Consider the following 19,796-nt stretch of genomic DNA (forward strand, 5'->3'; position numbering starts at 1 on the left):
TGCAACGGGGCGAAGAAAGAAAGGCCGTGGCCTGGCGCTCTATTCTGGCGGGAACATAGACAAAGGTGGAACGGTCCGTATCAGTAATACGGCGTTTATGATGACGGTTATAGGAAGTAAAATCGCCCCAGCTCATGCCGCAGGCATCAGCCAGGCCGTTGAGATCGGTTCCGGGGCGCGCCGTAAGGCGCAGCACGCCGGGCGCGCTTTCGGGACTGATCGGCTCGAAACCCAGTTCGGGCAGATTACGCATGATTTTTGTAACTGCCAGAAAGCGCGGCACATACTGCTTGGTCTCATCGCGCAGTTGCGCTTTTTCATCCAGCATGTGATTGCGGGCCTTGACCTCAAAAAAATCCTTGCCGCCTGTACCCGCCTTGGCACGGCCGATCTTGCCTTCACCCGCGTTATAGGCCGCGATGGCCGTGGGCCAGTCGCCGAAATACTCGTGCAGCTTCTGCAGATAGTCCGCCGCAGCCTCCGTGGATTCGTACGGGTCAAGGCGTTCGTCAGTAAACCAGTTCTGCGTCAACCCGAAGCGCTCACCCGTAGGCGGCATGAACTGCCAGGCTCCGGTAGCGCCCACAGGCGAACGGGCGTCCACCCTGTACCCGCTTTCCACAATGGCAAGGTAAGCCAGTTCTTCGGGCATGCCGCGCGAGCGAAACACCTTGCGGGCATAGGCCAGGTAGTTTTCCGCGCGTTTCGAGAACACACATACGGAATTGCGTCCCTTGCGCAAAAAATACTTATATTGACGTGCCACATCGTCCATAGCTTCCGGGGGCAGGCTTTTATCAACATGCCCGGTAGAATTGAGGGCAGCGACCTCTTTGGGACTCAAGGGCGTGGGATCGTCATCAGGGACGGAAAAAGAAGCACCGCCGCCACCCGAGCCGCCCTGGCGCGAGGCGCAGCCTCCGGCCAGCAGCAGGCAGCACAGGGCAGCCAGCACACAAAGGCGAATACCGGCACCTGCCCCCTTGCGTCCTTGCGCGACAGTGCCCATAGTATGTTCCGTCATAATGCACTCCTTGTCCGCCCGGCTTGCCATGCGCCGGGAAGGTGCGTACACAGCCGCATGGTCGTGAACGCCCGTTGTATCTATATTTTTAGCCCGGCAGCCAGTGGCCGCCGTTTGCCCCCGCGCGGAGGCGCGCATGCATATACAATCTGAAGAAGCCCCGCTTCTGCCGGGACTCAAGCCCGTGCTGGAGCTGTTGTCCAGCGACCCGCAGCGTGTTGACTGCGTATTCTGCAAGAAAGGGCTTCGCAGCCCCGAAGCCCGCGAGGTGCAAGACCTCTGCCGGAAAAATGATATCCGCTTCACGCTGGTGGAACAGGCCGCGCTTGACCGGCTGTGCCGCCCCGGCGGTCCCAGGCGCGGCGATGCGCGGGAAGCCGGGCGTGACGCCGTGGCCCATCAGGGAGTGGTGGCCCGGCTGGCGGCGACCAGCTTTTGTGAGCTGGAGCATATCTTTGCAGCCGTGGAACAGGCCCCTCTGCCCATAATCCTGGCCCTTGACCAGGTACAGGACCCCGGCAACGTGGGTACGCTCTGCCGCACCCTGTACGCCCTGGGGGGCGCGGGCATTATCCTGCCGCGCCACAACAGCGCCTACCTTGGCCCTGCCGCCCGGCGCTCCGCTGCCGGTGCGCTGGAGCATCTGCCCGTAGCGCGCGTGACCAATCTGGGGCATGCGCTGGACAGCGCCGAAGAAGCGGGCCTGACGATTTACGGTGCCGGAGGCCAGAACGGGCCTGCCAGTGTGGACGCTTTTGCCGAGCCTGTGCGCCTGCCCGCCGTTCTGGTACTGGGCAATGAAGAAAAAGGCCTGCGCCCGGGCATTGTCAAACGGTGCGCGCACATGCTGCGCATACCGCTGGCGCGGTCTTTCGATTCGCTCAACGTGGCCCAGGCCGGGGCCATCCTGCTGGGCCTGACCGCCGCGCGGCTCAAACCCTAAAACCCGCCCGACCTGACGGCCGCCGGCAGCGCCCGCCAGCCCTGATGCGCCTGCGGCCCTCACCGCGCCGCGCAGGGGGACTGCACCCACTGTAGCGGTCGGCGGCAACAGAAATTCGCACTGCCGCACTGCCGCCACGGATGCATACGGGGTCCAACCTACATACGATTGCTGTTTCAGACAACAAGAAAAGGAAATGTCATTGACATTTCCTTTTCTTGTTAAAAGACAGAATCTCTCTGAATTTTCTCTAGACTTACCCTGATCCGCACATTTTCCAGCTACATATACGCTCTTTTGTACACAGTACGGATTATACCAGAGCCGATACATGAAGCATCGCCTGCTGTTGATCGCGCCGGGATACTTTCCCGGCGGCGTGCATGCCGTGTTTGCCGCGCCACATTTTCAGCTTACCGCACATAGTTTGGAATATTGATAAAGACATCACGCGTGAAGGTGATCATGCGCTCCATAAGCCAGGGCAAGGCCAGCAGCAGGGTCAGAAACATGCATACAATCTTTGGAATGAAGGTCAGCGTCATCTCCTGGATCTGAGTGGCGGCCTGAATGACGCTCACAATCACTCCCACGCCCAGCCCCACACCCAGCATGGGCAGAGCCATCATAAGACACAGCTCGATGGCCTGGCGGCCGAAGCCGATAACAAAATCAGGAGACATGGCGTAACCTCACAGGATTTTTTTGACACTGCCGCAACCGGCGGCTCTTTTAATTCAAGATTGATGCCAGAGCACTTGCGGCTGCGCCCGCTCACAGCAGAAAGCTGTTGACCAGCGACCCCACCAGCAGGTTCCAGCCGTCCACCATCACAAAAAGCAGCAGCTTGAACGGCATGGAGACCATCATGGGCGGCAGCATCATCATGCCCATGGCAAGCAGGACACTGGAAATCACCATGTCCAGCACAAGAAAAGGAATGTAGATGAGAAAGCCGATGGTGAAGGCCGTTTTCAGCTCACTGATAACGTAGGCCGCCGCCAGAAGCATAGTAGGAACCTCTTCCTTGTTCTTCGGGGCTTCCATATTGCTGATGGAATAGAAGATGGAAAGGTCTTTTTCGCGCGTGTGCTTGAACATGAAGGAACGCAGCGGAGCCTGGGCCTTGTCCAGGGCTTCCCTGTAGTCGATGCGCTCATTGAGGTAGGGCTGAAGGGCGTCGTCATTGATCTGCCTGCCCACGGGAAACATGATGACGACCGTCATAAAAATGGCAAGACTTGCCAGAATCTGCGTGGGCGGCAGTTGCTGCACGCCCATTGCCTGACGCAAGAAACTGAAAACAATGATGATACGGGTAAAGCTGGTGACCGTAAGCATGATGGCCGGGGCCACGGAAAGAATGGTCAGCAAAAAGAGAATTTCCAGCAGTATGGAGACTTTTTCAGGCGATTTGGCGCCGCCCGCCAAGGTAAGCTGCAAGGTGGGCATGGCCATGTCCTGTGCGGCATGGGCCAGGTGAGGCAGCCAGAAAAAAAGGCTAGCGGCTGTCAGCCCCGCGAGCCACTTCTTCCATGACGTGTTGAAAATCCTTGTTCTGCGGCTCATGCTGCGCCTGCTCCTCGGTCAGAAGGGTTATGTGCTGGTCGGTAACGCCCAGCAGCAACCTTCTATTCAAGAAGCGTACCACCATCAGCCCCTTGCGCGGCCCCAGCGGCAATTGCGCCTCCATAACCAACGCCCCCTTGGGCAGCGCACCGGGACGCGGCAGGAAATTGAACTTGCCGAAGCGCCGCACCAGCCAGACCACCAGCCACAGCAGCGCCACCAGAAGAAAAAGTATGCCCACGGCCTGCGCATAGCCACCCCACGAAAAAGAACTTCCGCCAAGGCTTGCCCCATGCGCCGCCGCGCTGCCTGCCACATCACCCGCGAGGCCGCTTTCCAGACTGTCGCCGAAATTTTCGGCAACATGGCCTGCTGCCTGGGCCGCAGCGCCAAGGCCCTGCCGCGCCAGCTCCGCGGCATGTTCCACAATCTGTTCCAGCCCGCCGGACAGGCCGGAAACAACGCCCGAATCAGCCGCTGGCGGCGCTGCCGCCCCGACTGTGCCGCGCACGGCCTGGCCCGCCACGCCAGATGCCGGAGCAATGACGGAAAGGGCCAGAGCGCCCGCCGCGGATACGGCATGCACAAGGCTAGCCAAGCTGCTTCACCCTTTCAATGGGGCTGATGATGTCGGTAAGGCGCACGCCGAATTTTTCGTTAATGACCACGGCCTCGCCGCGTGCCACCAGCTTGCCGTTGACGTACACTTCCAGCGGCTCGCCTGCCAGCTTGTTCAGTTCCACCACCGAGCCTTGCCCCAGCTGGAGCAGCTCGTTGATAAGCAGGCGGGTGCGCCCCAGTTCCGCCGACACGTCCAGCGGAATATCAAGAATAAAATCCAGCTCGCGCTTGAGCTTGTTATCGCCGGGCTGCCGCGCCATTTCGGTCATATCCTTGAAGTGGGCATCCGTGGCCTGGCCTCCCATGCCCGCGCCCGCGCCGCCAAAGGACTGATGTGGTTGTTTTTCCTCTTCTTCGGCCATGCTTGCGGCCCATTGGGCGGCCAGCGCCTCATCGGCCAGGTGCTGGGCATCAGCCCCGGCAGCCGCAGTGCCTGCTCCGGTTCCGGCCGCATCGGGAGCGGGAGCGGCGGCGGTCTCAGCCTCTTTGGCAAGTTCGGCTTCCCACTGGGCGGCCAGATCGTCCTGATCTTCCTGAGACATAGGTCACCTCTTTAGAGCATTGTAAGAAAAGCTGCTCTAGAACAGATTAACTTTGAAAGCGCATGCGGTCTCAAAGCTGCTGGACGCCGGTTCCAGCCCCTGGCCGCGCAAGCAGCCGGCGCGGCCCTCGTCATGCACGGCCTCCTGCCGCAAGGGCTGGAGCAGTGCCCGCCCCGTCAGCGGCGCACCTGCGCGGGCTGAGGGAGCTTCCTCAAAAAAATATACCTGATGCCTGATGTGCAGGTGTGATGCGTGTGCCGTGACACCGGACACGCCCGGCATGCCGAGGCCCGGCCTATTCCACCACAAAATCCGTAAAAAATACACGAACAACGCGCTGCGCACCCAGAATCTGGTTGAGACGCGCCGCCACTTCGGCCTTGAGCAGCACCTTGCCGTCGGGACTGGCTATATCGGCATAGCTCTTGCCTGCCAGCAGCATGATGATGGCATCGCGGATGCGGGCATTATTGGCCTGCAGGGCCGCCGACACATCGGCGTTCACCTCCACTTCCATCCCCATCTTGAGATAGCGCCGCCCCGAGGGGTCCGCCAGATTGACCGTAACGGGGGGCAGCGGCAGCACCATACCCCCGCTGCGGGGCAGGTCGCTCTGCCGTTCAATGCGCACATCCGTACCGGGTGCAGGCTGCCCGCCGGGCAGACCGGCGGCGGCATGGCCGCCCGACGCTGCTCCGGAAGGCGCGCCGCTTTCCACGGGCCGGTCTCCGCCTGCCGCCTCCGGCGACGAAGCCGCAGCACCATTGGCCGGTGTGCGCAGATACAGCCACCAGTACCCGCCAAGCCCCGCTCCGCTCAAGGTCATGAGCAGTATTGCCAAAATAATGACAATGCGCTTGAGCCGGGACTTCTTTTTGGGACTTTCAGCCTGCCCTTCGGGCAGGGCCGGGGCGTCTTTTTCCTTGGCCGCCATAATAAACTCCGTTGGCCTGACGCGGACATACCGGCAATGCCGTGCCGCGTGCGATTTTTATGGGCGAAACCTGCGCAGCCGGATCCCTCCGCGCCACCCGCAAAAACCGGCCCCCACAGCTAATGCAGACACTGTGCCAGAGGCTAGGTTTTGGCCGGGCGCAGCCCGAAAATATCCGTACCGATGCGTACCAGGGTGGCCCCTTCGGTCACGGCCGCCTCAAAATCGCCGCTCATTCCCATAGACAGGACAGGCAAGGGCAGACCGGTGCGGGCGCGCAGGCCGTCCCGCAGTTCACGCAGGAGGGCAAAATGGGGCCGTGCGGCATCGCCGGAATCAAAGACCGGCGGCAGGCACATGAGGCCCTGGACATCAAGATGCGGGCAGCTCTCAAGTACATAATCGGCCAAAGCGGGTAAATCTGCAGCCATGATGCCGCTTTTTTGCGGTTCAGAGGCAATATTCACCTGAAAAAGCACCGCCTGACGGGCCTCGCCATCAGCCAGCCGCCGCTCAAAAGCGTCGGCCAGCTTGCGCGAATCAAGCGTATGTACCAGCGCAAAGGCCCCGGCCACCTGCCCGGCCTTGCGGCTTTGCACGTGGCCGACCATATGCCAGCGGACATGAAGGGCAGAAGCTGCAGGGGCAGCTTCCAGCTCTTCACGTTTCTGCAGGGCTTCCTGCACATAATTTTCACCAAAATCCACCTGCCCCGCAGCGGCCACGGCGGCCACATCGCAGGCCGGGTGCAGTTTGGATACGGCAACAAGCGAGACTTCTTCCCTGGGCCGCCCGGCAGCGGCACAGGCGGCGTCCAGCCTTTCCAGCACGCGGTGATAGCGATCCAGCAGTTCCATACCCTACTCCGCCATAAGGCCCAGGTCGCGCAGAAAGGCCGTGTCTTCCGTCCAGTGCTCGCGCACCTTGACCCACAGTTCCAGATGCACCTTGCCGCCCACGAGTTCCTGAATGTCCTTGCGGGCTTCAGTGCCGATGGCCTTGATGGACTGCCCGGCGCGCCCGATGACCATAGCTTTGTGCATGGGCCGGGCCACGTAGATGGTGGCATGAATGACGGTCTGCCCGCGTTCTTCATCCTCTTCCCAGCTTTCCACGTCCACGGCCACGGAGTAAGGAACCTCCTGCCGCAGGTGCATGAAAAGCTTTTCGCGGACAATTTCGGCCGTCATGAAGCGCAGGGGCGCGGTGGATATCTGGTCTTCGGGGAACTGGGCCTGGCCCTTGGGCAGTTTTTTGCGGATAAGCTCCACCAGGTCGGCAAGCCCGTCCTTGTGCAGGGCAGAAATGGGAAAGATATCGGCTCTCGGCCACATTTCATGCAGCCGGGTCAGCAGGGGCAACATGCGGCTTTTATCACCGAACAGGTCCACCTTGTTAACCACGACGATCATCGGGCGCTCTTCGCTGGCAAGGGCCTGGGCCACCGGGGCGAGGTCACGATCAAGAAATTCGGGGTGGCGGATGTAGAGATGGGCGTCCAGCACGGGCATGATGATGTCGGCCTGGTTCAGGCTCTGCCATACAGCCTGGATCATGGTCTTGCTCAGCCGCCCGCGCACCTGGGTAAGGCCCGGGGTATCCATAAAAATGGTCTGGGCATCGTCATCGGTGAGGATGCCCACAATCTGGTTGCGCGTGGTCTGCGGCTTGGGCGTGACAATGGTCACCTTCTGCCCCAGAAGGGCATTGAGCAGTGTTGATTTGCCGGCATTGGGCGGACCCATGAGAGCCACCCATCCGCAACGGTAGTGCAGGTCGGTCATTACGTCTCCTGGCCGGACAACCGGCCTACGCTGCGCACAAGGGGCGCAAAGTTTTTCAAGGGGCTGTGTTCAAGTGCATGCCGCCCGCACAAAGCGGGCTTTCGCACGGCAAAAACAACCTGCCGGGCGAGGCCGTACCGGATACGGCGGGATGGGGTTTTTCCCGCAATGCCGACGAATGGAACAAGGCGGCTTTTGCAGCGGACGTTTTCAGAACCAGCCCCAGATACATGCTAAATCTGCTTTTCTGTCCCATATCCGCGGCTTCCGGTCAAGCTGCAAGGCCCCGCACCCCCTGCACCCCCTTGACGGTCATGCCGCCAGCGCTTACTCTCGCGCCCATGTTTACCCTTCTTACATATATCGCTCTTATCGTGGGCGTAAACTACGCTTTTGCCGTCACGCCCCTTGTGGAACTGCCCAATGGTGAAATGTGGCCGCCGCTGTCTCTGGTGGTAGGCTTTATCTTTGTGGTGCGCGACTACGCACAGCGCCGGGTGGGGCACAAGGTGCTGTGGGCCATGCTGGTGGGCTGCGTAGTGAGCTGGTATATGGCAACGCCGCAGCTTGCCCTGGCCAGCGCCGCGGCCTTCGCCATCGGTGAACTGGGCGACTGGGCACTGTATACCTTTACCAACCGCCCCTTCTCGCAGCGCATACTTATTTCCAGCCTGGTGGGTGCGCCTCTGGACAGCATCGTTTTTCTGCTCATCATAGGCCTCGCCACACCCTGGTCAATCATCACCATGAGCGCAAGCAAGCTGCTTGGCGCGCTTCTGGTCTTCTGGCTGGTGCGCCGCCGCGAACAACGCGAATACGCCATGGGCGTGCAGGCCTGAGCCTGTCTGCAACAGCTTTTCCGGGCTGAAAAACATACCGCCGGAGCATGTTCACAACGAACGTGCTCCGGCGGTTCAGCGTTACGGGCAGCAAGGGCCGCGGCAATCACCAGTCCACATGCGGGGCATGCCCGCAGTGTCCGCGTGTACGGAAGGCACTGCATCCGGCCCGGTATATTCCACAATGCGCCGCTTTCTTTTCCCGCGGGTGCAAACACAGCACAGCAATGCCCCGAAGAGGAACGCCGTTGAAGGCGTGGTTCTCTCCGGGGCATTCTGGTTTCAGCGTTCTGGTTTCAGCGTTCTGCCTATTTTTCTACCCTGAAGGTATTGCTGATGATGGTCAGGTCTTCCAGCACATCCTGCGGCAGATGGCGGAACGGCGGCATGACCGTGCCGGAATAGCCGTTGGTGATGACCTCCAGAGCGCGCGCATGTGTCATTGAATACTGCTGCAGGTCCGGCGGGGGCGGCAGCAGCGTATGGCCGAATTCCGTTATTTCGCCCTCAACGCCGTGGCAGACCGAGCAGGACTCTGCCCAGACAATCATGGCATCACTGTCCGGCTCGCGGTCGGGGTCCACATCGGCCTTGCCGAACATGTCAAAGCGCTCGCTCATGGTGTCCAGCACCATTTCGATTTTTTCACGGTCGTAAAGGCGGAAATAGGGCATGCCCGATCCGGGTACACCATCGCGTACCAGCGTATACACATAGTCCCTGTTGGCGCGTATGGCGGCAATATCTTCAGCCGGGATGAGCAGCCGCCCGGCAACGGGGCCGTCCCCCTTGCCTTCCAGCCCGTGGCAGGGCGCGCAGGCCTGATCATAGATGGTGTCGCCGTTGTCATAGACCGTCTTGAGCTTGAACGCATAGCCATCCAGCGCGGGCTGGCGGAAGGGATCAAGGGCCTTGGCCCTTTCGGCCCGATAGGCATCGTTGGCGGCCTGAGCGGGATTCATCGCCTGATCCTGGATGAACTGGCGGCCCACAAGCATGGCCACAAAGGCCAGGGGCAACAGCCAGAGAAGACTGCGCGGGGCCGCCGCCTCCGCAGGTCGCAACGCCGCATCTGTACCGGCCCCCGCACATGGCGCGGGCTGCCCCGGCCTCAGTACCCACAGGGCCAGCAGGGCCGCCAGCGCGCCGATCATGAGCGCCGTCATGATGGTCCAGTCAAGCTCGGCAGCCACGGTGAACAGCAACGGAATGCCTATGAGAACCTGCGCCAGAATCGCGCCGAAAATCCAGTTACGCAGGCGCGGGGCTTTTTCCGGATTATTACGGGTAGAGAAAAAAAGCTGAAAGGCCGCGCCAAGCACAAGCGCCGCGCCGATGACATGCAGGTAGCGCAGCAGCCAGTGCGGCGCCAGGGCGGGCATGGAGGCAAAATCCTGCCCGCCGCTCTGCCCGAACTGCGCCCACAGATGCTGCCGCTCCATAAGGGCCAGCGCCCCGGTAAAGACGGCAGGCACGGTAAGCAGTGCGCCCACGCCCACCACCCCGCAAAAAAAGGCCAGCCAGGCGCGCCTTTCCATGCTGTGATTAAAGGCGTCGATAAGCAGAAAGGCCACGATCAGCAGGGGAATAACCGCCAGCCAGGCGTAGGCGAACAGCCCCGTGGTGGTGAAAAAAGAATAGGAATAACGGATCTGCACGAGCAGCAGGGGCGCGATGCCAAGCACCACAGCCAGACTCTTGAGGCCGAGGTGAGTGTGCATGAAACGGCTGTTCCATGCCTGCCCGGCCTGATCCCGGTCAAGCCAGTCCTGAAGAAAAAACACAAAGCCCAGAATGGCCGTACCCACGATCAGCAGGGCAAAAAGCAGATGCAAGCCAAAGGAGATGAAAAGCAGGCCGTTCTGCCAGCCTTCGGACAGGGGATGCAGGAGGAAAAGATCGGTCCACGTGTTCATGACTACTTCACCTCCCCGGCGGCGCGGCCCGTATGGGCCTGCTGCGTCTTGATATAGCCCTGTTCCGCCGCGAGCATATAAATGTAATTGGCCAGCAGCAGGCGCTCCGATTCAGAGCCGGTAAAGGGCGTCATGAAGGGGCCGAGATTTTCAGTGATGTCAATGATGGCATTAAGACTGTCCAGGGTGCGCCCGGCCACACGGATGCCGATATTGTTGAGGCCGCCCTTGACATTGGTGTGGCATACGCCGCAGTTGGCGGCAAACAGGGCCTGCCCGGCAACCATGTCAGGCGGCAGCTTGCCGTTGTCGTTTACCCAGCGCATGCGCGGCAGAAAATTTTCATTCTTTTCGTCCAGGGCCAGCTTTTCCACCAGCGGCACCTGATTGGCGTACATATAGCCGGGCAGAAGATACGGCCCGCGCACAAATTCGCGAATACGCTCAAATTCCATAACCATGAACACACAAAGCAGCAGGGCCGGAATACAGAGGATACGGCTTGCCGTGCGGCTGCGCAGTATCGCCACAAGACCGGCAAGGCAGAGCACACCCACGGCCACGGCATTGAGAGTGGGCAGAAAGTCCGGCAGTTGCGACATGTATGACGTGGCTACCGCGAACTTCCAGTGGGTCAGATAGGTCATGGGCACGCGGGAGAAATATACCCATGCGCTCACTCCGGCTACGGCCACGCAGGCCAGAAATACGCCTCCGGACAGGCGCAGGGCGCTGCCGCGCTCCTGTGCCGTTCCCTTGAAGCGCCAGGCAATCCAGGCCGTGAGCAGCAGAGAGCCGATGGCAAGCCCGGCTGCCAGGCGCAAAAAGACCTGCGGCGCAAAGGTGGGGTTGAAATAGGCCTGATCAAAGTCCTGGCCCCAGGGCCAGCCGTCAGGCGTGAGCATGAAACCCAGGATGCCTGAAATGAGAATGGCCGAAAAAACAGCCATGACCACATAGCCCCAGCCCAGCGCGGCCAGTTTGCCGGGCTGCTTTTCCGCCAGCCTGTCCCACAGGTAATAATAGATGAGCAGCAGGATGACTTCAGAGGTAAAGGCCCCCCACTCTATGAACCAGGGCCAGAAGAAGAGATGGATGAGCGAACCGATGCCTTCAGGTGCGAGAATGCTGGTGATAAACCAGATGCCCACACCCGTTACAGCGCCCACGGAGGTAATGACCACCACGGTGGGGCCGAGCAGGCTGCGGCTGATTTTTGCCCAGTGCTCTCCCTTGCCCATCCATGTGAGGGTTTGAAAGAGGATGATCATGGTCATAAGACCGATAGCCAGGCCGTGGCTTATGATGACGTGCAGCACGGCGTCCAGGGCGATGGTCATGCCATCGCCAAGTCCCGGTATATGCAATATGGGAAATATCATGGCTAGTTCCCTTCCGTCAGGGGGATAAGCCGCACGATCTTGTCGGAATGGGTGGACTTGAAGGCCGGCCGGGGCTGCTCATGGATATAGCCCGCCACATCCAGCGCCTCTTCCTGCGTCAGGGAAGGCGCGTTCTTGGGCATAAAGCGCCAGGCAAAGATGGAAAGGGTGCGGATGCGGTGCATGCCGGCGCCGTCATTGTATGCGCCGTCGCCCCACACGGGCGGGGCAATGTCCGTACCTTCGCCGTCAAGACCGTGGCAGCGGGCGCACACGTCCTTATAAACCTTTTCGCCGTTGGCCGGATCAGGCTTGTGGGGATTGTCCATACTTTCGGGTACCGCCCAGGGCAGCTTGGCGTAGACGGGGATATCTTTGGAAATCCATTGCAGGTACACCAGCAGCGACTGTATCACCTGGCTGTCCAGCGGCGGCGGCGTGCCGTTCATGCTGCGGTCAAAACAGCCCTGAATGCGGATGCCGAGATCAATGGTATATTCATTGCGGTCGCGGTAGCGCGGGTAGGTCGCCCCCACGCCCACAAGCGAAAAACTCTCCATGGACCGGCCGCCCTCGAAATGACAGCTTGAACAGGAAAGCTGACTGTCCTTGCCGATATACTGGCCGGCGTATTTTTTCGTTTCAGTCATGATCTTGTAGCCGAGCATGACCTCCTCGCGGATACTCTCCGGCGCGTCTTCGGGACGAGGCGGATTGAACAGGGCCTGAGTCGACGGCACGGCAATCCTTGTGGTCGCGGCATCGGAATCAAGAGCCACCCTTTCTATGGAAAGCGTCGAGCCGAAGAAAGAAAGCGCCCATACGCCGAAGACAAGCAGTACGCCTGCCAGAACAAGCCCCAGGTACACGCTGCGGTTTTTCATGATTTCTCCTGCTGGGGCTTGTTCTACCTGCCCCGGTATGACTTGAAGGCAATACTATGTAATTTGGTAGGAATTCAACTATAGCGGCACTTACAGATAAGGCGAATGAATAGTCTCAGTATAGATTTCAGAAATACAGTTCCCTGTCAACACAGGTAGCTGAAAATGCTCGCCTTGCAGACGGCGAACAGGCGCGGGCTGTACAGGACGCGCAAAAACAGCTTTGCGCTGCGGACTTGTGGACGGCGCACCGCCACCGCCCTGCAATCCCTTCAACGGGGTTGGCCGGGCAGCCGGGCAATGGACAGAAGACAGTCGTTGCCGACCCGGCGAATCCGCAAGAAATGCAGGTATACCCCAGGGACTGCTTCAGGAGGCTTATGCGTCAGAATTCCAGCCAGCGCCGCTCCCGCCCTACTGCTATGCGGTTGCGGCTGAAGCCGTACGAGCGGGTGTAGCGCGCCAGATCGTCGAAGTGGGATACGGTTTCGGCGGCCGCGTGGGCATCGGAACCAAAGCAGATATCCAGCCCCAGATCAGCGGCAAGGCCCATAATGGCCGGACCGGGATACGGCTCGTGAAAAGCCTTTCGCAAGCCGGCAGAAGAAACCTCCATGGCGACATCCTGCTGCCGCATGGCCTCAAGAGCGCGCGCCACAATATCCAGGCTGCCCGGCTGGCGCAGCCAGTCCTGAAAATCGTTATAGCAGCAGACCTTGATAAAGTCCGGATGAGCCACCACATCCACAAACCCGCTGGCTGCAAGCCGGGCCATTTCTTCATAATAGGCTTCATAACGGGCAAAGCGCTCCGGCAGGGCCAGACCTTCGCCCCAGCTGCGCGGAGAGCCTATGGGTACATCATGCACAAAATGCAGCCCGCCGATAACATAGTCAAAGGGATATCGCCCCAGCAGGCTTTCCATCCACCCCATATTCACGGGCAGCCAGTCCAGCTCCATACCGAGCAGCACCCGGGGGCCGCCGGGCAAAGCGTTGTCCTTGAGCGCCAGCACAGCCTCCACATAGGCGGGGAAGGTCACGTTAAGGTCCCCCTTGTAGAGCGGGCAGGAATAACCTGGCGGCAGGGGGGAATGTTCGGAGAGGCCGTACCAGTCCACATGTCGCTTGCTGGCCGCCTTATACATGTCATTCACGGTGTCCTGGCCGTGGGCGGCCAGGGTGTGGTTATGCAGATCAGCGCGTATCATCGTCTGTGCATACGCCAAAGCCCGGACAAAAACCACCCGCGGCGTGGCCCTCTCCCGGCCGGAATACGGCAATATCCGCATATCTGTAAGCCCATGTTTCATACATCGGTCGATATTCGTATAAGGAATCAAAAGCGTTTACAAAGAAAAAATGCTTTGTATACTGGCATCGAAAGCTGCCCGAAAAGCATTTGCCAACGCCGGCTTTTACCTTTTATCCGGCGGTTCCTGCCGGAATGCCCCCATCAATATTACAGGAGATACCCGTGAAAAAACTTTTAACGCTCGTACTGAGCCTGTGCCTGACCTGTATTTTTGCCGCCGGAGCCATGGCCGACAGCGATATCATTACCGCCTCCGACCAGGAGAAAATACTCGAAATCGCCAAGGGCTTCGGCAGCGCAGAGCTAAGCTCCACATCCAAGGGTACGCCCCTCATCCAGGGCCGTATGGATGGTATCAAATACGCCATATGGTTTTCAGGCTGTACCGATGGCAAGAGCTGTAGCGCCCTGCAGTTCATCGGCATGTGGAAGACAGAAGATTTTCCCATGGCTGAAGTCAACAAGTGGAACGCCCAGAAAGTGTACACCAGAACCTACCTTGACAAGGATCAGGATCTGACAATGGAAATGGACGTCTTCATGCGCTACGGCATGACCCAAAAAAATCTGGAAGAAATCTTTGACCTGTGGAAGACATCCCTCAGGCATCTCTCCGAGGTGATTGCCGCGCAGTCCAAAAAGAATCCCTCGTAGCACCTGGCGCCTTGGCTTACGGCTGCGCGCACGAACGTGTGCCTGTGGCTGAAAAAACAGCGGCAGAGATAAAAAACGGCACGGGCCGGTCCATCAGGACCGGCCCGTGCCGCCTGCTCCCCGGAGCATTGCAATCCGTGCACCCGGCACAGGCATGCTGCCGCCGCGCAACACCATACATGTACATTACCATACCGGCCTGACGGCAAAGCGTCTCTTGTACATCGGCCCCGCGCCTACTGCCGGACAAAGGCCGCCAGTATGCGCCGCGCCTGCTCCACATCCGCAGCGATCTGCAGTTTGAGGGCATCCACGGAGTCAAAGCGTTTTTCACCGCGCAGCCGCTCTACAAAGTCCAGACGCAGCGTCCGCCCATACAGGTCGCCGCCGCCTTCGAGCAAAAAAGTTTCCACACTCAGCTCATTTTCGCCGAAGGTGGGCTTGCAACCTATGCAGGTTACCGCCGGCCGGGCTTTTTCACTCCCGGCCGGAGTGGCTAGAGTGGCATAAACCCCGGCCCTGGGGATGACCACTTCCGGACGGGCCAGATTGGCTGTGGGAAAACCCAGCCCAGCCCCGCGCCCGTCGCCATGCACCACTTGGCCGCTGAAACCGTGAAAACGCCCAAGCAGACGCGCAGCCTCGCGCACATCGCCCTCGTCTATGAGCTTGCGCAGCGTGGTGGAACTGACCACGGTGCCGTCCACCACCACAGGGGGCAGCTGCTCCACGCAAAATCCGGCATCCGCGCCCAGACGGCGCAGCACGTCCACATGCCCGCCACGGTCGCGGCCCAGGCTGAAGTCATAGCCCACCACCAGATGGCGCAGCCGCAAAGGCTCAAGAAAAGCGCGCACAAAGCCCGCGGCATCAAGAGCGGCAAGTTCATGCGTGAAAGGCAGTTCCAGCACATGGCGCACGCCCAGCGCTTCCAGCCGGGCAAAGCGCTCTTCCCGCGTGGTCAGCGGCATATGCCCCAGATGGGGCATGACCACCTGGCGCGGATGGGGCCAGAACGTCATGACCACAGGCGTCAGCCCTTCGCCGGAACAGACGTCCAGGGTATGACGGATGAGCGCCTGATGCCCGAGGTGCACACCGTCAAAATTGCCGATGGTAAGGCCGCTGTTTTCCGAAAAATCCAGTTCTTCAATGGAGTGTGCGATATTCATGTTCTGCCGGTTCCAAAGCAAAAGTACACATGTGAATTTTTACTGGCGCAAGCCCGGGCCGTAGCCGCCGGACAGGCGCAATCGCGTAAGGCGCGGGCCTGTCGGCACGGGCGAAGGCCGGGGCATGCGCGGCACAAATGCAGGCGCGCCCCGGAACAGCGTCAGATAAGTCTGTCGAATATGAGCTGGTAAACCTTGCGGATATGCAGGACAAGCTTGAGGTTGACGCTTTTGTCTCCCTGGTCTGTCCGGGCAAAAAAAGACGTGAGGTGGCGGGCCACCTCGCTGAAGTCCCCATCGCCCATAGGCTCGAGCATGCCCCAGTATTCACGGGCGCGCACGAGCACCTGTGCGCTGGTCCTGTCCTTGTGCCCGGCCTTGTACTCCTGCAGAAACGTATCAAACATCTGCCCGGCGTCCTGCGGAAAAGACCGGGCCAGCGCAAGACGCCACAGAGCCACATACAGGCCGCGCAGCTCCAGCAGCATTTGGCGGCGGCGCAGAAACTGCATGCGGCCGACCCCCAGATAGTCCAGTTCCACGGTAAAGTCTGCGTCCTCAAAAAGGGCCGCAAAATTGTCCAGAGCCTGCCGCGGCGTGCCTGCAAGAGCATCGCCCGGCGTTGTTTCCGGGGATGCACCTTCGGGCGCGACCGGTGTACCGTCCATGTGACGCATAGAACCCCGTCTGCTTACTCAGCGGTATCCGTTTTGCCTGCCGCGTTCCTGGGCGCGGCCTCCCTGCCCTGCTCGCCGTCACGGCGGCGTGAAGAGCGTCTACGACGTTTTCCGGTCCGGGAACAGCCCTCGGCAGCGCCCTCTTCTTTATGCTCGGCACCGCCTCTGGGGCCATTGCTCCCTCTGGAGCTTCTGCCGCCACGGCCGCCGGAACCGGCACGCCCCTGCTGCCCGGCCGTGCCGGAAGACTGGTCGGGAAAACGGTTTTCACGCAGGCTTTCCTGATGGGCTTCGTCCAGCAGCATCGCCAGCAGCAAAACGCTTTCTTCATCATCGTGCTCTGCAGCAAGCTCGCGCGCCAGTGCGGCGTAGCGTTCCACGCGCACACGCTCAAGCCCCGTGAGCTTACGGAAGCGGCCTTCAAGAATGGCCGTCAGGCGTGTGCCGGCCACATGAGCCACATCTTCGTCCGTGGGCAGCGGCAGGGGGATAAGACCGATCTTGTAATGCTTGGCAATGCGGTCAAGCTCCATGCGCTGCATGACGTCCACCAGCGAAATGACGGTACCGGCAGCCCCGGCACGACCAGTACGCCCGGCGCGGTGGATGTAGCTTTCGTGGTCTTCCGGCGGCTCGTACAGAAACACGTGGGAAAGTTCGGGAATATCAATACCGCGCGCCGCCACATCCGTGGCGACAAGATACTGAAGCTTGCCCTGCCGGATTTTTTCAAGCACAGCTTCGCGCCGCGACTGCGAAAGATCTGCGGAAAGCTCGTCGGCATTATAGCCAAAGCCCTGCAGCACACCGGCCACATAGTGAACATTGGACTTGGTATTGCAAAAAATGATGGCCGACGCCGGATTTTCCGTCTCAAGCAGACGCACCAGCGCACGGTCTTTGTCCATCGGCTTCACTTCACAGAAGAGATGCTGCACTTCGGCCACATGCACTTCATTTTGTGAAAGCGAAAGCATGGCTGGCTCGGCCATGAATTCCCCGGAGAGCTTGAGCACATGCGGAGGATAGGTGGCCGAGAACAGGCAGGTGTGGATGCGCCGCCTGGGCAGATAGCGCTGTATCTCCTTCATGTCGGGATAAAAACCGATGGAAAGCATGCGGTCGGCCTCGTCAAAGACCAGTTCGCGCAGGTCGCCGAGGTCCAGGGTGCGACGCAGCAGGTGGTCCAGCACACGGCCCGGGGTGCCCACAATAAGCTGCGCACCGTTGCGCAGGGCGTCCATCTGCTTTTTGTAACCCACGCCGCCGTAAACGGCCACGGTGACAATGCCCGTGCCCTCAAACAGCACGGCGGCCTCACGTTCCACCTGCACGGCCAGCTCCCGCGTGGGGGCCAGCACAAGCGCCTGGGGAGCCTTGAGGTCGGCAGAAAGCCGGGGCAGCATGGGCAGCAGGTAGCAGCCCGTTTTACCGCTGCCCGTGCGTGACTGCACCATGATATCGCGCCCTTCCAGCAGGTAGGGCAACGCCAGCGACTGCACAGGCATGAGGCCCTGCCAGCCGGCGCGGGCGCAGGCGGTGCGCATGTCTTCGGGCATGTCTTCCAGGTTCACCCTGGGCAGGGCATCTTCCGGTTCACTGACGGAAAGCCCTTCAAGGGGAGCTTCCGGATCTCGCGCAGATGTGCCTTCCACCGCCGTGGAACTGCTGTCTGGCGTGCTGTTTGATTGATGTTCAGGCATATATTTTCCCGGCGGAACGCCGCGTTTAGATATGAAACTACTAACGGGTCAGCATGCCACAGCGAGCCGGATTGCGCAAGTTCGCCCATCCGCTCCCGCCAAACGGCCCGCAAGGCCCTGCCGCAGATGCACACATGGGCCAGGCCGCCCGGACAGGCAAAAAACCCAGTAGCGCCCAATGCGTCACAGGTGAAACAACAGTGCCACCGCCTCCCGATACAGACAGTACGCCCCGGTGCACGGCCCGGCATGCATGTGATGCTTGCGTCCCATGCCTCTTACGAGTACGTTTATTCCCTTTGCCGCCCAACAACGCCCACGTAACGGGCCGCTCAGGGCGCAGCCTTTTCAAGGAGTGACCATGACAGCCCCCGAACCGCAGTCTTCCGCCGCCCCCGGCGAGGCTTTCACCCCCGATTTCAGCAAGGGCCTTCTGCCCGCCATCGCACAGGACCACGCCAGCGGCGAGGTGCTCATGCTGGCGTATATGAATGAAGAAGCCTGGCGTAAAACCCTTGAGACCGGCCAGGCTCACTACTGGAGCCGCAGCCGAGAAAAGATCTGGCATAAAGGCGGCACTTCGGGGCATATACAAAAAGTGCTCGCTGTGCGGCTGGACTGCGACAGCGACACGGTACTGCTGGTTGTGGACCAGGTGGGCGGCGCGGCCTGTCATACGGGACGGCGCACCTGCTTTTACCGGGAATGGAAGGATGGCGCCGTCAGCGAGTGCGCCCCGATGGTCTTTGATCCCCAAAAAGTTTACGGCGTATAAAGGAAAGAATCATGAGCGCGGACATAAAACCTATCATCAAGCTCGGCGTGCCCAAAGGCTCGCTGGAAGAAGCCACCATCAATCTTTTCGAACGTGCGGGCTGGAAAATCCGCAAGCATACGCGCAACTACTTTCCCGACATCAACGATCCTGAAATCACGGCCTCGCTGTGCCGCGTGCAGGAAATCGGCGGCTATATCGAAGCCGGGGTACTGGATGTGGGCATAACCGGCCTTGACTGGCTCACCGAACGCAACCACGAAGACAAGGTGGTGCGCGTTTCCGACCTGGTGTATTCCAAAACTTCCAACCGCCCCTGCCGCTGGGTGCTGGCCGTGGCGGGCGATGCCCCCTACCAGTGTGCCGCCGACCTGGCGGGAAAACGCATCGCCACCGAGCTTGAAGGCCTTACCCGCCGCTATTTCGAACAGGCCGGCGTCCCCGTAAATGTCTTCTACTCCTGGGGGGCCACAGAGGCCAAAGTTGTGGAAGGCCTTGCCGACGGCATTGTGGAAGTGACCGAAACAGGCACCACCATCCGCGCCCACGGCCTGCGTATCATTGATGACGTCATGCTGTCCTACCCTGTGCTCATCGCCAACAGGGACGCCTGGGCCGACCCGGCCAAGCGCGCCAAGATCGAGCAGCTCGACCTGCTGCTTCAGGGCGCCTTGCGGGCAGAGAATCTGGTCGCCCTCAAAATGAACGCCCCGGCGGGCAATCTGGCGTTCATCCTTGAAATGCTGCCGTCGCTCAATTCGCCCACAGTTTCTCCCCTGCGGGACGAAAAATGGCTTTCAGTAGAGTCTGTCGTGCAGGTTGATGTGGTGCGCGACCTTATACCGCGCCTGCGCGAAGCCGGGGCGGAAGGCATCATCGAATACGCCCTGAACAAAGTTATCTAGGAGCGTTTCACCCCTGAAATGCCGCAGGCAAAGGCGGGTCGAAAGTGCCGCGCAACAGGCGCAGGCAGACGTACCCGTTGCAAATCACGGCTTCAGGCGGCAACCGTATCCAGACCGTGCCGTCACGGGCGGCCTTCACCCCTGACACCCGAACGCCG

The 19,796-nt window shown here is 60.4% G+C and carries 20 protein-coding genes (1 of these 20 running past the window's edge); 5 read left to right on the forward strand and 15 right to left on the reverse strand.

The genetic code is table 11. The features are described from left to right. Positions 1 to 1,024: the 5' portion of a lytic transglycosylase domain-containing protein gene (locus tag ACZ495_RS09755; RefSeq protein ID WP_464262165.1), read on the reverse strand. The gene continues 644 nt to the left of window position 1, outside the view; 1,024 of the gene's 1,668 nt are visible here — the first part of the coding sequence; the start codon lies at positions 1,022 to 1,024; its stop codon lies beyond the left edge, outside the window. A gap of 136 nt (positions 1,025 to 1,160) precedes the next feature. Here ACZ495_RS09755 and ACZ495_RS09760 point away from each other — a divergent pair, with 136 nt between their 5' ends. Next, on the forward strand, positions 1,161 to 1,967 hold the full coding sequence (locus ACZ495_RS09760) for a TrmH family RNA methyltransferase (RefSeq protein ID WP_012624022.1): 807 nt from the start codon (positions 1,161 to 1,163) through the stop codon (positions 1,965 to 1,967). Between the two features lie 413 nt (positions 1,968 to 2,380). Here ACZ495_RS09760 and fliQ read toward each other — a convergent pair whose 3' ends face one another. The 7 genes from fliQ to era form a co-directional block, all read right to left on the reverse strand. Beyond that, the gene (gene fliQ / locus ACZ495_RS09765; protein WP_012624021.1) at positions 2,381 to 2,650 is read right to left on the reverse strand and encodes a flagellar biosynthesis protein FliQ; all 270 of its coding nucleotides are present in this window, start codon (positions 2,648 to 2,650) and stop codon (positions 2,381 to 2,383) included. Between the two features lie 91 nt (positions 2,651 to 2,741). Beyond that, positions 2,742 to 3,536 carry a flagellar type III secretion system pore protein FliP gene (fliP, locus tag ACZ495_RS09770; protein WP_049757349.1) on the reverse strand — a complete coding sequence of 265 codons (795 nt, stop codon included), beginning with the start codon at positions 3,534 to 3,536 and terminating at the stop codon, positions 2,742 to 2,744. After that, the gene (fliO, locus tag ACZ495_RS09775) at positions 3,469 to 4,134 is read right to left on the reverse strand and encodes a flagellar biosynthetic protein FliO (RefSeq protein WP_296986662.1); all 666 of its coding nucleotides are present in this window, start codon (positions 4,132 to 4,134) and stop codon (positions 3,469 to 3,471) included. The genes fliP and fliO overlap by 68 nt, the downstream gene beginning before the upstream one ends. Further along, on the reverse strand, positions 4,127 to 4,699 hold the full coding sequence (fliN, locus tag ACZ495_RS09780; RefSeq protein WP_012624018.1) for a flagellar motor switch protein FliN: 573 nt from the start codon (positions 4,697 to 4,699) through the stop codon (positions 4,127 to 4,129). Before fliN ends, fliO begins: the two co-directional genes overlap by 8 nt. A 295-nt stretch (positions 4,700 to 4,994) precedes the next feature. Beyond that, positions 4,995 to 5,633, reverse strand: a complete 639-nt coding sequence (locus ACZ495_RS09785; protein ID WP_012624016.1) for a flagellar basal body-associated FliL family protein — start codon at positions 5,631 to 5,633, stop codon at positions 4,995 to 4,997. 143 nt (positions 5,634 to 5,776) lie between these two features. After that, positions 5,777 to 6,490 (reverse strand): YggS family pyridoxal phosphate-dependent enzyme, encoded by a 714-nt coding sequence (locus ACZ495_RS09790; RefSeq protein ID WP_012624015.1) that lies wholly within the window; start codon positions 6,488 to 6,490, stop codon positions 5,777 to 5,779. A gap of 3 nt (positions 6,491 to 6,493) precedes the next feature. Beyond that, entirely contained in the window at positions 6,494 to 7,417 is a 924-nt protein-coding gene (gene era, locus ACZ495_RS09795; RefSeq protein ID WP_012624014.1) for a GTPase Era, read from the reverse strand. 77 nt (positions 7,418 to 7,494) lie between these two features. On the opposite strand from era, the gene ACZ495_RS09800 reads away from it, so the two are divergent. Further along, positions 7,495 to 8,256 (forward strand): VUT family protein, encoded by a 762-nt coding sequence (locus ACZ495_RS09800; RefSeq protein WP_012624013.1) that lies wholly within the window; start codon positions 7,495 to 7,497, stop codon positions 8,254 to 8,256. 308 nt (positions 8,257 to 8,564) lie between these two features. Here the strand turns inward: ACZ495_RS09800 and ACZ495_RS09805 are convergent, their stop codons facing one another. The 4 genes from ACZ495_RS09805 to ACZ495_RS09820 form a co-directional block, all read right to left on the reverse strand. Next, positions 8,565 to 10,172: a c-type cytochrome gene (locus tag ACZ495_RS09805; protein WP_464262166.1), complete on the reverse strand. Its 1,608-nt coding sequence runs from the start codon at positions 10,170 to 10,172 to the stop codon at positions 8,565 to 8,567. Positions 10,173 to 10,174: 2 nt separating this feature from the next. Continuing rightward, a complete protein-coding gene (locus ACZ495_RS09810) occupies positions 10,175 to 11,554 on the reverse strand; it encodes a c-type cytochrome (protein WP_012624011.1) in 1,380 nt (459 codons plus the stop codon). A 2-nt stretch (positions 11,555 to 11,556) separates the two neighbouring features. Continuing rightward, positions 11,557 to 12,438, reverse strand: a complete 882-nt coding sequence (locus ACZ495_RS09815) for a c-type cytochrome (protein WP_394026487.1) — start codon at positions 12,436 to 12,438, stop codon at positions 11,557 to 11,559. Positions 12,439 to 12,823: 385 nt separating this feature from the next. Further along, positions 12,824 to 13,648, reverse strand: a complete 825-nt coding sequence (locus ACZ495_RS09820; RefSeq protein WP_464262167.1) for a histidinol-phosphatase — start codon at positions 13,646 to 13,648, stop codon at positions 12,824 to 12,826. A 266-nt stretch (positions 13,649 to 13,914) separates the two neighbouring features. Here ACZ495_RS09820 and ACZ495_RS09825 point away from each other — a divergent pair, with 266 nt between their 5' ends. After that, a complete protein-coding gene (locus ACZ495_RS09825; RefSeq protein WP_012624009.1) occupies positions 13,915 to 14,406 on the forward strand; it encodes a type III secretion system chaperone family protein in 492 nt (163 codons plus the stop codon). A gap of 236 nt (positions 14,407 to 14,642) precedes the next feature. On the opposite strand, the gene ACZ495_RS09830 is transcribed toward ACZ495_RS09825, so the two are convergent. From ACZ495_RS09830 to ACZ495_RS09840, 3 genes are all read right to left on the reverse strand, one after another. Further along, on the reverse strand, positions 14,643 to 15,578 hold the full coding sequence (locus ACZ495_RS09830; RefSeq protein WP_296984232.1) for a bifunctional riboflavin kinase/FAD synthetase: 936 nt from the start codon (positions 15,576 to 15,578) through the stop codon (positions 14,643 to 14,645). Positions 15,579 to 15,739: 161 nt separating this feature from the next. After that, positions 15,740 to 16,255 (reverse strand): hypothetical protein, encoded by a 516-nt coding sequence (locus ACZ495_RS09835; protein WP_083577988.1) that lies wholly within the window; start codon positions 16,253 to 16,255, stop codon positions 15,740 to 15,742. Between the two features lie 14 nt (positions 16,256 to 16,269). After that, positions 16,270 to 17,958, reverse strand: coding sequence for a DEAD/DEAH box helicase (locus tag ACZ495_RS09840; RefSeq protein ID WP_464262168.1), 1,689 nt, complete (start codon positions 17,956 to 17,958; stop codon positions 16,270 to 16,272). A gap of 361 nt (positions 17,959 to 18,319) precedes the next feature. Here ACZ495_RS09840 and hisI point away from each other — a divergent pair, with 361 nt between their 5' ends. Then, positions 18,320 to 18,733, forward strand: coding sequence for a phosphoribosyl-AMP cyclohydrolase (hisI, locus tag ACZ495_RS09845; protein WP_296984230.1), 414 nt, complete (start codon positions 18,320 to 18,322; stop codon positions 18,731 to 18,733). Between the two features lie 11 nt (positions 18,734 to 18,744). After that, complete coding sequence (hisG, locus tag ACZ495_RS09850) at positions 18,745 to 19,638, forward strand: ATP phosphoribosyltransferase (protein ID WP_012624004.1); 894 nt, start codon at positions 18,745 to 18,747, stop codon at positions 19,636 to 19,638. The last annotated feature ends 158 nt before the right edge of the window (positions 19,639 to 19,796 follow it).

This window comes from Desulfovibrio sp. GTC20076 (genome assembly GCF_055385905.1).